13 protein-coding genes are annotated in these 12,717 nt (G+C 39.9%); 8 read left to right on the plus strand and 5 right to left on the minus strand.

Annotated elements, in window-relative coordinates:
* Window positions 1-51: 51 nt before the first annotated feature.
* Window positions 52-228, minus strand: coding sequence for a hypothetical protein (locus V7R42_RS02045; RefSeq protein ID WP_173358796.1), 177 nt, complete (start codon window positions 226-228; stop codon window positions 52-54).
* A complete protein-coding gene (locus V7R42_RS02050) occupies window positions 228-1,427 on the minus strand; it encodes an FAD-dependent monooxygenase (RefSeq protein WP_334018576.1) in 1,200 nt (399 codons plus the stop codon). The genes V7R42_RS02045 and V7R42_RS02050 overlap by 1 nt, the downstream gene beginning before the upstream one ends.
* Before the next feature lie 304 nt (window positions 1,428-1,731).
* Here V7R42_RS02050 and miaB point away from each other — a divergent pair, with 304 nt between their 5' ends.
* From miaB to V7R42_RS02085, 7 genes are all read left to right on the plus strand, one after another.
* Window positions 1,732-3,165, plus strand: a complete 1,434-nt coding sequence (gene miaB / locus V7R42_RS02055; protein ID WP_334018577.1) for a tRNA (N6-isopentenyl adenosine(37)-C2)-methylthiotransferase MiaB — start codon at window positions 1,732-1,734, stop codon at window positions 3,163-3,165.
* A gap of 29 nt (window positions 3,166-3,194) precedes the next feature.
* Window positions 3,195-4,277 (plus strand): PhoH family protein, encoded by a 1,083-nt coding sequence (locus tag V7R42_RS02060; protein WP_334018578.1) that lies wholly within the window; start codon window positions 3,195-3,197, stop codon window positions 4,275-4,277.
* Entirely contained in the window at window positions 4,274-4,741 is a 468-nt protein-coding gene (gene ybeY, locus V7R42_RS02065) for an rRNA maturation RNase YbeY (protein WP_334018579.1), read from the plus strand. The genes V7R42_RS02060 and ybeY overlap by 4 nt, the downstream gene beginning before the upstream one ends.
* A 40-nt stretch (window positions 4,742-4,781) precedes the next feature.
* Window positions 4,782-5,192, plus strand: a complete 411-nt coding sequence (locus V7R42_RS02070) for a 3-phosphoshikimate 1-carboxyvinyltransferase (protein WP_334018580.1) — start codon at window positions 4,782-4,784, stop codon at window positions 5,190-5,192.
* Window positions 5,193-5,587: 395 nt separating this feature from the next.
* On the plus strand, window positions 5,588-6,268 hold the full coding sequence (locus V7R42_RS02075; protein WP_334018581.1) for a hypothetical protein: 681 nt from the start codon (window positions 5,588-5,590) through the stop codon (window positions 6,266-6,268).
* 237 nt (window positions 6,269-6,505) lie between these two features.
* Window positions 6,506-7,768, plus strand: coding sequence for an oligosaccharide flippase family protein (locus V7R42_RS02080; protein ID WP_334018582.1), 1,263 nt, complete (start codon window positions 6,506-6,508; stop codon window positions 7,766-7,768).
* 49 nt (window positions 7,769-7,817) lie between these two features.
* Window positions 7,818-8,552: a putative capsular polysaccharide synthesis family protein gene (locus V7R42_RS02085; RefSeq protein WP_334018583.1), complete on the plus strand. Its 735-nt coding sequence runs from the start codon at window positions 7,818-7,820 to the stop codon at window positions 8,550-8,552.
* A gap of 54 nt (window positions 8,553-8,606) precedes the next feature.
* On the opposite strand, the gene V7R42_RS02090 is transcribed toward V7R42_RS02085, so the two are convergent.
* The 3 genes from V7R42_RS02090 to V7R42_RS02100 are packed head-to-tail and all read right to left on the minus strand — an operon-like array spanning window position 8,607 to window position 11,654.
* A complete protein-coding gene (locus tag V7R42_RS02090) occupies window positions 8,607-9,338 on the minus strand; it encodes a WecB/TagA/CpsF family glycosyltransferase (protein ID WP_334018584.1) in 732 nt (243 codons plus the stop codon).
* Window positions 9,335-10,540 carry an O-antigen ligase family protein gene (locus V7R42_RS02095; protein ID WP_334018585.1) on the minus strand — a complete coding sequence of 402 codons (1,206 nt, stop codon included), beginning with the start codon at window positions 10,538-10,540 and terminating at the stop codon, window positions 9,335-9,337. The genes V7R42_RS02090 and V7R42_RS02095 overlap by 4 nt, the downstream gene beginning before the upstream one ends.
* Window positions 10,524-11,654: a glycosyltransferase family 4 protein gene (locus V7R42_RS02100; protein ID WP_334018586.1), complete on the minus strand. Its 1,131-nt coding sequence runs from the start codon at window positions 11,652-11,654 to the stop codon at window positions 10,524-10,526. Before V7R42_RS02100 ends, V7R42_RS02095 begins: the two co-directional genes overlap by 17 nt.
* Window positions 11,655-12,063: 409 nt before the next feature.
* Here V7R42_RS02100 and V7R42_RS02105 point away from each other — a divergent pair, with 409 nt between their 5' ends.
* Window positions 12,064-12,714 carry a transglutaminase-like cysteine peptidase gene (locus V7R42_RS02105; protein WP_334018587.1) on the plus strand — a complete coding sequence of 217 codons (651 nt, stop codon included), beginning with the start codon at window positions 12,064-12,066 and terminating at the stop codon, window positions 12,712-12,714.
* Window positions 12,715-12,717: the final 3 nt, after the last annotated feature.

Genomic DNA, 12,717 nt, shown 5'->3' on the forward strand with positions numbered 1-12,717 from the left:
TTAAAATACTTTTGTTAGAGAACAAAATATATATTCGGCAAGCAGTGTAAATTAGGAAAACAGCAGTCTCAACAATTGGGCAATAAGCAAAATCCCCATTAACGGCCAAATCCACTTCGCCCATTTTGCAGCATCTTCGTTACTGATACGCATTTTTGAGCGCTCTATTAGCGGCACTATAAGTGCCAGTGCACCAAACAGTACCGCTAGTAAAATTAACACTTCCATTATCGTAACCCTATTGCATATTTAAGCACTTCTTGTTTAGCAGGCTTTACACGCTGCGCCACAGAAAGAAGCTGATTTCTAATCCATTTAATGGGGGCAACGTCATTGCTAAACAAGGTATAAAACCCATCCATTGCCGTCATCATCAATAAATTATCTCGCTTTCGTGGCCTTTCATAGTTGGTGATAAGCCTTTGAGAAAATGCTTTATCGGTTAACGACAATGCGTTGCCGCAACCGAAAGGCTTGAATTCAGCACACACAGAAAGAAAAGTTTCTACGTCTTTAAAACCTAAATTAACACCCTGTCCAGCAAGGGGATTGATGGTGTGTGCGGCATCACCAATTAACGCACAACAGCCTTTCACGTAGTGATTGGCATGAGAACGGGTGAGTGGAAAAATCGCTTTATCAATAATTGAAAAGCTATTGTCATTTCTGGTCAATTCATCTGGAAACGTTTTGAGAACTTCACTTTCAAGCTGGCCCGCCTTTAAACTTGTGATCCGTTTGAGTTCATCAGGCGAGTCGTACCAAACTAGCGAAGCGTAATGATCGAACATAGGTAAAAAGGCTTTAGGGCCGCTCGATGTAAATTGCTGCCAGGTTACCGGCTCAACAGGCTTTTCCATTTTTATTGTGATGCCCATTGCCTGCTGCGCATATTGCCAACCTGTAGTGCCAATACCAGCAGCTTTTCGTACCTGAGAATTTGCACCATCTGCGCCAACAAGCCAGTTCGCTTCAATGGTTCTGCCGTTCGAGAGGCTGACCTTCGCCTTATTCGCTAATTGAATATCTTGCACCGTTTGACCGGTGATAAGCTCAACATTGTCTAGCTGCTTTAAAGCTTCGTGGCATCCCAGCTGCAACAATCGGTTTTCCACAAAGTAGCCTAATTGGGGCATGTCGATACTTTGTGCAGTGAAATCCGTTCTGTGGGCAGGGTCGTCCCAAACGCTAAGGCCGGTATAAGGTTTAACGCGCATAGCAGCAACGTGCTCCCAAGCGCCAAGGGCTTTTAATAGCGTTACCGATGACTCACTGATGGCTGAAACTCTTAAGTCAGGGCCATCCTCTGCGTTGAAAGATGCCGGTAGATACGGCTCTATCACTGCTACTTTAAACTGCTGCTGAGCAAGACCCAACGCCAGCGCAGCACCTACCATTCCGCCGCCATTTATACAAAAATCGACCATTTACTCTCCTTAAAACACGCACTTGCATTATGTCTTAAAACACAAAGTACTGTGAAGTAAAACGTAGAACTGGTTTGCCCTAGATCAATTCTTAACGAATCGTTCTAAGATACTGGGAATATGCTTGCATAACAGGTAAAATATGCGGCTATTTTGAACATCTTCCTGTAACTGACATTATCCGTGTTTTTTGTGTGGTGATTTAAGCGCCCACCCAAAACAACATTCAGGCAGCCACCTTTGCCATACAACGGTGATACTGCTCTCACTTACAGGAACACTAACAGGTTATCGAATAGTTGTTATGACTAAAAAGCTGTATATCAAAACCTGGGGCTGCCAAATGAACGAGTATGACTCGGAAAAAATGGCAGACTTACTAGACTCAACGCATGGCTACAGTGCTGCCCAAAGCGCTGAAGAAGCCGATGTCATCTTGCTTAACACATGCTCAATTCGTGAAAAAGCACAGGAGAAGGTGTTCCACCAGCTGGGCCGTTGGAAAACACTTAAGCAAGATAAACCTGAACTTATTATCGGTGTGGGCGGCTGTGTTGCTTCTCAAGAAGGCGATACCATTCGTCAGCGTGCACCGTTCGTAGACTTGGTATTTGGCCCTCAAACGCTGCACCGCTTGCCTGAAATGATTAATCAGCTTCAGGGCGGCGCAAAGTCAGTCATTGACGTAAGCTTTCCGGAAATCGAAAAATTCGACCGTTTGCCTGAGCCACGTGCCGAAGGCCCAACGGCGTTCGTTTCCATTATGGAAGGCTGTTCAAAGTACTGTACATTCTGTGTTGTGCCTTACACTCGTGGTGAAGAAGTAAGCCGCCCTGTTGACGACGTATTGCTTGAAATCGCTCAGCTTGCAGGTCAAGGCGTGCGTGAAGTTAATCTTCTAGGTCAAAACGTTAACGCATATCGCGGTGAAAATTACGACGGTACAATTTGTCGTTTCTCTGAGCTGCTTGAATTGGTGGCAGCCATCGACGGTATCGACAGAATTCGTTACACCACCTCTCACCCGGTTGAATTTACTGATGACATCATAGAAGCATATGCATCTATTCCGGAGTTAGTAGACCACCTACATTTGCCTGTTCAAAGCGGCTCTGACCGTATATTGAACTTGATGAAGCGTGGCCATACGGCAATCGAATATAAGTCTAAAATGCGTAAGCTAAAGAAAATTCGCCCGAACATTAGCTTGTCGAGCGACTTCATCATTGGTTTCCCAGGTGAAACAGATGCCGATTTTGAAGCCACCATGGATTTAATTCAGGCCGTCGATTACGACCTAAGCTTCAGCTTTATTTACAGTGCTCGCCCGGGTACGCCAGCTGCCGACGCAGTGGATGATGTGAGTGAAGAAACTAAGAAGCAACGTCTTCATCTACTACAGCAGCGTATTACGCAGCAAGCACTTCGTATTGCTCGTCACATGGTTGGCACCGAGCAGCGCATACTGGTTGAAGGTCCGTCAAAGAAAAACCCAATGGAGCTTTCGGGACGTACTGAAAATAACCGTGTAGTAAACTTTGAAGGCACACCAGACATGATTGGCGAATTCGTTGATGTAAACATCACAGACGTATTTACCAACTCACTACGTGGCGAAGTTGTGCGTAGAGAAAGTGAAATGGGCTTGCGTGTTGCCGTTTCGCCCCAATCTATCATGGCAAAGCATCAGGCAGATTTGCCAGATGAACTTGGCGTAGGTCAATTTAACCCAGCCTAAATACATTTTATAGCGAGGAAAAAAGCAGCTTGAGTACATTGGTTAGTAACGAATTTGATTTAGAACCGGCAGATAGCAAACGTTTGTCGAGTTTATGTGGCCCTTTCGACGACAACATTAAGCAAATTGAACGCAGGTTAGGGGTAGAAATTACCTACCGAAATAACGCGTTCAAGGTGTTGGGCGAACCGCAGCAAATAAAAAGCGCTAGCGAATTACTTAAGCTTCTTTATATAGAAACTCAGCCTATCAAAGGCCGCGTTCCTGAGCTTGAAGCAGAACAAGTTCACCTTGCCATCCAAGAAGCCCGCGTCATTGAGAAAGACGCAACGGGCGGCTATGGCAAAGAAGTAAACATTAAAACCAAGCGGGGAGTTATTAAGCCACGCAATCCCAACCAAGCACAATATGTGGCGAACATTGTAAACCACGATATTACCTTTGGGATTGGGCCTGCCGGTACAGGGAAAACTTACTTAGCCGTAGCCGCTGCTGTTGATGCGCTTGAACGCCAAGAAATTCGCCGTATTCTGCTTACCCGCCCTGCGGTTGAAGCCGGTGAGAAGCTCGGTTTCTTGCCAGGCGACCTTTCACAAAAAGTTGATCCGTACTTGCGCCCACTTTACGACGCCCTATTTGAAATGTTGGGCTTTGAAAAAGTAGAAAAGCTTATGGAGCGCAACGTGATTGAGGTTGCGCCGCTTGCCTATATGCGCGGTAGAACGCTGAACGACGCCTTTATTATTTTGGATGAAAGCCAGAACACGACGGTAGAGCAAATGAAAATGTTCTTAACCCGTATTGGCTTTAATTCGAAAGCGGTGATCACTGGCGACATCACGCAGGTAGATTTACCTCGCGGTGCAAAATCAGGTCTACGCCATGCCATTGAAGTGTTGAGCGAAGTGGATGACATTTCTTTTAACTTCTTTAACGCTGAAGATGTGGTTCGTCACCCTGTGGTTGCTCGTATTGTAAGAGCCTACGAAGTGCACGATGCTGAACAAGAGCGTCTTCGCAAAGCACGTAAAGAAGAAGCGTTGCGACTTCAGCGTGAACAGGCTTCTCAAAACGATAACGCAACGCAAATGAAAGACGACAACCCATCGTGACCGCCATAATTGATGTACAACAAGTGTTTGAAGGTGACGAGATTATTTTATCAGCCATCCCCTCACCTTCAGAGCTTGAGCTTTGGGCTAATGCGGTGCTTAAGTATGAAGGCTTAAGCGACCAAGAAGTAACTATTCGCTTTACTGACGAAGCCGAAAGCCAAAGTCTTAACCATGAATACCGAGGAAAAGATAAGCCGACGAATGTGCTATCATTTCCTTTCGAGGCGCCCCCTGGTGTCGACATTAGCTTGTTGGGCGATTTAGTCATATGTGCCCCTGTAATTAGCCGCGAGGCTGATGAACAGAAGAAAAAAGTCAGCGATCATTATGCACACATGACTGTTCATGGCCTATTGCATTTAATGGGTTACGATCACATTGACGAAACAGATGCAGAGGAAATGGAAGGTAAAGAAATCGACATTTTGGCGACATTAGGCATAGACGACCCATATCAATGACCGTATGCTACGTTCTATGTTATATCGATTGTTGTAACGCATGACGACTAAAATCGACGATATTCGCCAAGATCCAGTTATAACCCGTCTGTTAGAAAAAATGCCCAGAAGAGTTGCTGATTCATTCGATGACGAGCAACTAGCCCATCTTAGAAATGCTATAGGTGCTCGAGAGTGGGGGCGACATAGCATCGATTTAAGAGGCACCGTAAAGCTGGCTAAATGGCGCTACTATTATGTGATTTTAGCTGGTCGAAACAGACGTTCTCTCTCTGACCAGCAATTGAAACTTGCTCGTTTGCTCACAGCGAGTTTAATAGCAGGGTTTACTGTAATTGCTATTTTGGTTGGTTTAGTCGTTCTTTATTTAATTAAGTCTGCGCTGGGGATTAATTTGATTGACGGATGGAGCTTGGGGCTGTGGACTTGGTTTGACACAACTTTCTTATAAACTACTTCAAGTGGTAATTTACCGTGACCATGTTTGTAACGCTATTGGAGTGACGAAGGCGCGTCTGAGTTAGTACGGTTATCACGACAGATAAAAGTCACTGTTAAGAGAGAATGACAAAGGAATTTACAAACCTGCTTTCATAAAATCTAAAAGTGAATTTAGCCAGTTTTTAGACCGCTTGTAGCTTGTCGTCTAGCTATTGAGATACCTCGACGTAACGTCTATCTTACTCTACTTTTAATCACAAAGTTTGAATAAAGAACCGTCGATATTTTTTACACTTGATAAAACGTTTCATTAAATTAATTATCAAGACATTGTTATAAAAAAGCTTTTTAAAAAAGGTATGATTTGTGCTTATATTCGTAAGCAGCGAAATAAAGAGGTTTATCATGCGGTTGTTGAAGTATATTGCTTTCGTAGTTTTGTCGTTAAGTGGATCATTTGCTCAAGCTGGATTTATCGCTAGCGGAAATCAAGTTAGTACACTATCACTTAAACAAGATGCCGTTTCTTTCTATGATTATACAAACGGATCTGCAAACACAGGATTTGAAGAGTCGAATTCTCTTTTGTTTTTCATTACAGAATTTGCTGGTTCCCATCACCTAGTCGGACTATTCGATAGCCCGGTCGAATCCCAAGATATGGGCGGTGTAGATCTTTTGATGGAAGACAAATCATTCAACCTGGGAGGTTTTGATTTTATCGACGACCAGGGGCCCAACGGCGATTATTTCTGGCAAAACACGCTCGGCACTCTATCAGTTTTTAAGTCTGGATGGGCTAAAGGTTATTCAGATGGTTTTGTTTACAATATAGGCGGTACGCTTGGAACTGATATAACACTCAAGTTGAGCAAGCTTAGAGGTATCAATGCCATAAGTTTTTTAAATTTTGATGGGCAGGGAAATATTATTTCCAGAGAGAGTTTAGACACAACGTTTGATATAAAATATATCGTAGATACTAATAGCAATCGCGATCAGTTAGTTAGCACTCCCTCGCATTTATTTTCATTCGGTCTTGCCTTGTTAGTTTTAACATTAGTTCGTCGCAACGCTAAAAATTAATACTGTTTTAATCTGTAGTTATGGCTCCCCAATGTTGTTTCTTGGGGAGCATTTTATTAATAGCCCATCCACGTCTTCCCCATATTACACACCTTTTTCTTTCATTAATAATACGTAGCTAAACATTGTTGGCATTCGAAATAGCGTGAGAGTAAGATAATTTATAAGTGATTGATAACGTAGAATGTGCGTACGTAAGCTACAACTTAGACATCTCAAATGACCTCTATTACATTGATGAAAAAAATCACACTAAACCTTATGACTAGAGGGCTTAGTGTATCAGCAATTTTGTTATTTCAAATTATGTTAGCGAAATGGTTGTCGTCTTCAGATTACGGTACTTTTGTCTTATTGCAAGTAATCTGTGTTGGGCTCGCAACCCTCGCGCAGGCAGGAATGAATAATGTTTACACTAAGTTAGTAGCATCACAAAAACCGCACCAAAGTATTACTGAACTGACTAAAATAGTTCTGAATATAATGGCTAAGTACACAATCGTTGCGTTGTTAGTCTATTTATGTATTTCGCTTTATTTATATTCTAGTGAGATCGTGACAGATGTTATTGTATTATCTAGTTTTCTGCTATCTATTCCAGCGCAAGCCTTCTTGCTCTTCATCATTGGTTGGTATCGCGCCCGAGATCTAGCTCACATATCATCACTTATAGAGCAAGGGGCTACGGCGTGTCTAGTGTTGCTCATCTGTTTTTACAGTAAAATTTATGAAGCAACAAATATCGATTTAGCTTACTGCGCTATTACGTTCTGTATTGCTAGCTTCATTATAGCTCTACTTTCATCAATAAATTGGTTTAAACACCTACTTCAAGCAAACTACCAAGGCCTGGTGCACAGTAAGCTTTATATTAAGACGTTATCTAAACACTTTTTACTAACTCAACTTGCTACCTATATGGCTACATGGAGCGGAGTTTTGGTTTGTGGCGTTTTTCTTTCTACTAACGAGGCGGGTGAGTTGAACTTCGCTCAAAGAATTAGTCAAGTCATTGTTTTCTTCTTGGCTGCGTTGAACGGTGTTCTAGCGCCGCGTTTTGCCGAAATGCATGCTACTGGACGCCATCAGAGTTTGAAAGCATTGGCACAGAAATCAACGAAACTTCTCGTAGCAACGACTTTACCCGTAATAGTTTTAATTATTACACTCGTTGAAGAAGTTCTCCCGTTATTTGATTTACAGTTTTTTTTAATCACTCACTTGTTGGTAGTTTTAATGTTTGGTCAAACTGTAAATGTATTTACGGGCTCAGTCGGACTCTTATTATCCATGACTGGTTATGAAAACATTCAAAAAAATATCGTTGGCTTTTGTAGTTTACTTTCCATAATACTAGTAACCTTAGGCACATATTATTTCGGCGCAATCGGCGCAGCCCTCGCCATATCAATAACTATATGCATCGACAACCTTGTCGCTGCGTATTATGTTTATAAAAAGCTTGGATTTTGGACTATCCCTATGCTCCAAAGGCTTTAATTCAGGTATTAATTTCACCTCAATAGAAAACGTATAGAATTTGAATGTTATGCTAAATAATTTACTTAATGTCTGGGCAACATATACCTGTGAGGATAACGTTCTTATCTATCAATTAGGGAAAGTGGGTTCAAGTACCCTCGAGAGCTCTATTAAAAACTCCATTCATATGCATAGCCTATATGGAAACCCGCCTTGTTATGTCTATATGCAACAACAAAGACAAGGGCTAAAAAAACTATATGGTTGGTTAGGTGATACAATTAAACGTATCGCACTCCACCAAAGAAAAGAGGTTAAGATTATTACGCTTGTTCGAGACCCTGTTGATAGAAATATTTCTATGTTTTTTCAGGACTTAGCCTACTGGATATACGAGTACGTCGGAACAGTAAGCCAAGATACAAGGACAAGTGAAATTGATTACTTAGAAACGGTGTTTGAAAAATCATTCGACCACTATTATATAAATAAGTGGTTTGACATTGAGCTCAAGAGGTTGACAGGTATTGATGTCTTTCAGACCCCCTTCCCCAAAGACCGTGGATGGGTTGTTATCAAACAAGGTAAATATAGCGTTTTATTAATTGAAGCCAGTAAGCTTGGGAGTTGCGAGCCGGTTATCAGTGACTTCATCGGCAGAAAGGTTGTATTGCAAGAATCAAACGCGGGTCATAAAAAATGGTACGCAAGTCTATATAATCAGTTTAAATCGAGCTTTGATAAAAACGCTTACAGAGAAAAATTAAAAAAAACTAAATACTTCAAACATTTTTATCGTTAAATTTTTACTGGAGTAAAGCGTCGACACCTTTGTTCTTAGCTAATGTGACTTACACTACCGCATACGCCTTAATATATATAACGCAATAAGCCTAAATAAAAATTTAGGGTACAACAGCAAGTACCTTTTCAAGAGCCTTGGCTCCTTATACATACGATAAGCAAACCTTAGATTAAATTTATCGATAAAGCTCGGATAGTAGTTTTGGTTTTCGCTTGTTGCTTCTTGATGATAAAACCCACCACATGTAAATATTAATCCACTACGACTGTTACTTTTTAAAAATAAAGAAAACTGCTCCTGCAACGGACTTCCCATGCCAACAATTACTACATCAACATCTAATTTCCTTAACTGCTCATGAATTGCACTCCATTCGCTTTTAGCAAAGTATCCATCTCTTAAGTAGGTAACGTTTAAATTTTTGTACCTATTACCTAATTTGGCTGTAAAATTGTTAATATGTACTTTCGTTGAGCCAATCAACGCAACCTTTAATTCTTCTTTTTCACAAAACCTAAATACCTCATTGGCTATAGAGCTATAGTCAAAACTGAAGCGTTTTATTTTCTTCTTCCGAAATATAGAGCCAAGATATGCTAGAGAAAAACCATCAGCATAAAGCTCGTCTATATTCTCTAAATCTATGTCATTTTCTTCGATTACTTGAATAGAATAAGGGTTAACAAACGTTATAAAATATGGGCTTCTTCTGGATTTCAAAAAGCTTTCTTTTATTGAGAACGGCTGTGACCTTAGATCTTTCAATATAGCTTCCAAGCTCAACCTTTGCCTCCTTTTAAGTAAATACCAACAATTAGAAAATAGATTACACTTAAGAACTGAGCTGCATCTATATCTTCAAATGCCCAAAATAGCGTCATGAGCAATAGTAAAGGGGAGAGTGAGCGAGATATTGGATTTGAATTTTCTTTAAACATTTCACTAAAAAATCTTTTCCAAAAGTACGCTGAATACAAGATTAACGAGGTTACGCCCAATAGACCCGTCTTCAGCAGCGCCCCTAAATATGTACTATGCGAACCCAATGGAATAAAGTAAAACCCCCTATCTTTGACGGCTACGCCGAATAATATGTTGTTTTCAAACGTATGCAATATGGTCTGCTGATACATTGAAAATCTAATATTACTACTCCCTTGCCTCATCTGATTTACTATGACGAAAAAGTCGTAAAGAAATGGAGTCAACAGAAAAATCATCATCACTGCCGACACTGTTAAAAGTACTTTTTGCTTTGTATTCAATATAACCAACAGGAGTACATACAATATAAATAGTACGCTAACAAGTCTGGAGTAAGTAGAAAGAATCGCAACAAAACATAGCAACACCCAAAACCAAAACCTTAGGCTGGCCACTCTTTCACCAATCGAGATAATACCGAAAAGCATTAGCGACAGTGCCGCAGTAGCTGTTGAATAAGGGGAAAATAAAGAGTTTCTTACTGATTGCGCACCGTCGAACCAATCCTTAGACATTATTTTCAAATGAATACTATCTCTGACTAATTGAGGAAAACTGTCAACATTTAACATATGTCCCAACAGTGACCTTATAATAAGAGGTTCATTTTTGCTTAGTAAAACAAATACACCAACAGTCGCTATAGCTGTTAATATGAACTTCGATTGTCTTTTTAACCGTTCAATATTCAAATTGAAGTGGTGAAAAACAAGTAATATCACAAGTATACCAATCAACCAAAAAGAAAGGTTATATAAAGATGCAATTGCCCTATCTAAAGAGTAATTACCGTAATTCAAAACCAAAGACAAAAAATAAGTGATGGTATAGAAAACCAAAAATACAACTGGCCGAGGAACGTTTAATAATGACTCCCTTGAAAGATTTAAAAAAGCGCCCATCAATATCACAGTATGAAGATAAATTGCGCTAATACCAAGTATCCAAGAAACTGGATAAAACGATATTAAAAAAGAGCTAAAATCAACTCTGACTTTCATTTATTATTCCAATCAAATTTTTATAATAAAAATCGATGTTGTAAGTATTTTTAATATCAGGTTTTTTATCTAACACTCCTGAAATAAAAATACGCTCGATCACATTAAGAAAGAGTGAGCACTGTATTATCGATTGTTTGTCGATAAGTTCCCCATAACCACCAACGTTTTTTAATACTTCAGGGAGAGCCCCTTGATCGCTAACTAGTAAATAGGTACCACACATGGCAGCTTCAGCAGCAACAAGCCCAAAGGGTTCTGCCCACAACGACGGAACAACAACAACTTTACATTGTCCCATAAGGTTAATTGCGTTGTTATGTGAAAGGTTCCCTAAGAATTCTATGTTGTGAAAATTTTTAAATTGTTTTTTTAATTTATTCTCTAAGCTTCCGCTTCCCACAATAAGTGTTTTTCTTCCTGACATTGACACTGTTTTACAAAAATATTCAATACCTTTTATTTGCTCTAACCTACCAAAGAACGCCACATCATATTTTTTATTGTCATCGGAAACAAAGTCACCTGATATGAAATTATTCAAAACGTATATTTTTTCTTCATCGAAGAAGCTTTCTACTTCACTTTTCATGAAAGTGCTAGGACAACACATCTTATTTATAAACTTTAAAAAGTAACGTCTGAAAAGATAGAAATAGATTGAACTGGCTACACCTCCAATCTTTTTTGCATTAAAATTAAAAAGTTCATAATCATGCATGCAGTAAATAAAGTCATTACCGTTTTCACGAAGAAACTTAAACAAAAGAGGAGATAATGAACGCATTTTGTGTACTATAACGTAGTCGCTCTTCTCAATATTATTGCAAATAAAATCCCTCAATTTGAAATTAGCAACGTCGATAATTTGGTCATATATTTTTTGACATATGTCTTTGTGTTCACCTAGATGTGTAAAGTTCTTCATATCTATGTAAATAACAGAAACTCCAGATTTGTCTAAATCATTGAGTAGACTTTCTTCAACTTGATTTCTAGGTACACAAATAGAAACGCGATGCCCCTTTCTCGCAAGCATTTTTGCACCATCAATTGCGATTATTTCAGCACCACCATTTCGAGATAAGTGGTTCATAAAAATTTTAAATTTCATGTATTACCATACTGCGAAGAATATCAAAGTTTTTAATGTTCAAATACTTACGAATAAAAACCTGCTTCAACCGTGCTACCGATAAGTAGGTATCGCACTCAGGTTTACCGCGTTCTAGTCTGCAAGTGCAAAAGTAACAGATCGCTACCTCAATAAGCGAGGGATTTTAAGAACGAGAAAGGGCCGGCGTATTAGCTTTTAAATGCTTGTTGAGCAATATCCTCCAAGTTTGGCCATGGCAACGAGACGGTTCTCATTCATCAAATAAAGAACTACTCTTTTAGTAGGGTTTGAGCACAACAGCCACAGTTTAACCAGTGGATTCGTGCTGATTACCAAAAAACTGTTTATTTAATATCGCGTCCGGTATTACACTTGTCATCTCTAATCGCGTATATCGTTATATAACTTGAAAATATTCACACTTCTTAAACAAGCTTCGTTAGCGCTATTTTTAGTATCGTTTTCTGGTACTAGCATCAGCGTTAATGACATCCCAATAGAAGCATTAGTCATCAGTGAAAAGAAGTATGGGATACTTGCAAAAAAACGAGTGTTAGCGTGGTCAGAGTTAATTAATAAAAATAAAAAACTAACAACCGACGATCAACTCTACGAAGTCAATAACTTCTTTAACGAAGTTCCGTACTATACAGACAAAGAACATTGGGGCAAGTCAGACTATTGGGCTACACCTATCGAAATGCTAGGCACTAACGGAGGAGACTGCGAAGATTACGTTATTGCCAAGTACTTTAGTTTAAGGGCACTTGGTATTCCTGACAGTAAAATGCGAATGATGTTCGTTACTGCGCTTCGCCAAAATCAGGCCCATATGGTTTTAGCATTCTACCCCGAGCCGAACGCTATTCCGCTAATACTAGATAATATAAATCCACGAATACTCCCTGCAAATAAGCGTCCTGATCTCAGGCCTGTGTATAGCTTTAACGGTGAAGGCCTTTACAAAGCTAAAGCAGAAGGCCGAGGCACGAAGCTAGGTAACTCACGCCACAAAATGTGGGATGATTTAACAAGCAGAATAGAACGCGAATTCTAAAAA

Origin of the sequence: Alteromonas sp. S015 (assembly GCF_036864485.1) — a bacterium.
GTDB lineage: Bacteria > Pseudomonadota > Gammaproteobacteria > Enterobacterales > Alteromonadaceae > Alteromonas.

Excerpts from the sequence above, each read along its gene's own strand:
- V7R42_RS02045 (WP_173358796.1), bottom strand. The coding sequence starts at position 228 with ATGGAAGTGTTAATTTTACTAGCGGTACTGTTTGGTGCACTGGCACTT.
- V7R42_RS02050 (WP_334018576.1), bottom strand. The coding sequence starts at position 1,427 with ATGGTCGATTTTTGTATAAATGGCGGCGGAATGGTAGGTGCTGCGCTG.
- miaB (WP_334018577.1), top strand. The coding sequence starts at position 1,732 with ATGACTAAAAAGCTGTATATCAAAACCTGGGGCTGCCAAATGAACGAG.
- V7R42_RS02070 (WP_334018580.1), top strand. The coding sequence starts at position 4,782 with ATGACGACTAAAATCGACGATATTCGCCAAGATCCAGTTATAACCCGT.
- V7R42_RS02075 (WP_334018581.1), top strand. The coding sequence starts at position 5,588 with ATGCGGTTGTTGAAGTATATTGCTTTCGTAGTTTTGTCGTTAAGTGGA.
- V7R42_RS02080 (WP_334018582.1), top strand. The coding sequence starts at position 6,506 with ATGAAAAAAATCACACTAAACCTTATGACTAGAGGGCTTAGTGTATCA.
- V7R42_RS02085 (WP_334018583.1), top strand. The coding sequence starts at position 7,818 with ATGCTAAATAATTTACTTAATGTCTGGGCAACATATACCTGTGAGGAT.
- V7R42_RS02095 (WP_334018585.1), bottom strand. The coding sequence starts at position 10,540 with ATGAAAGTCAGAGTTGATTTTAGCTCTTTTTTAATATCGTTTTATCCA.
- V7R42_RS02100 (WP_334018586.1), bottom strand. The coding sequence starts at position 11,654 with ATGAAATTTAAAATTTTTATGAACCACTTATCTCGAAATGGTGGTGCT.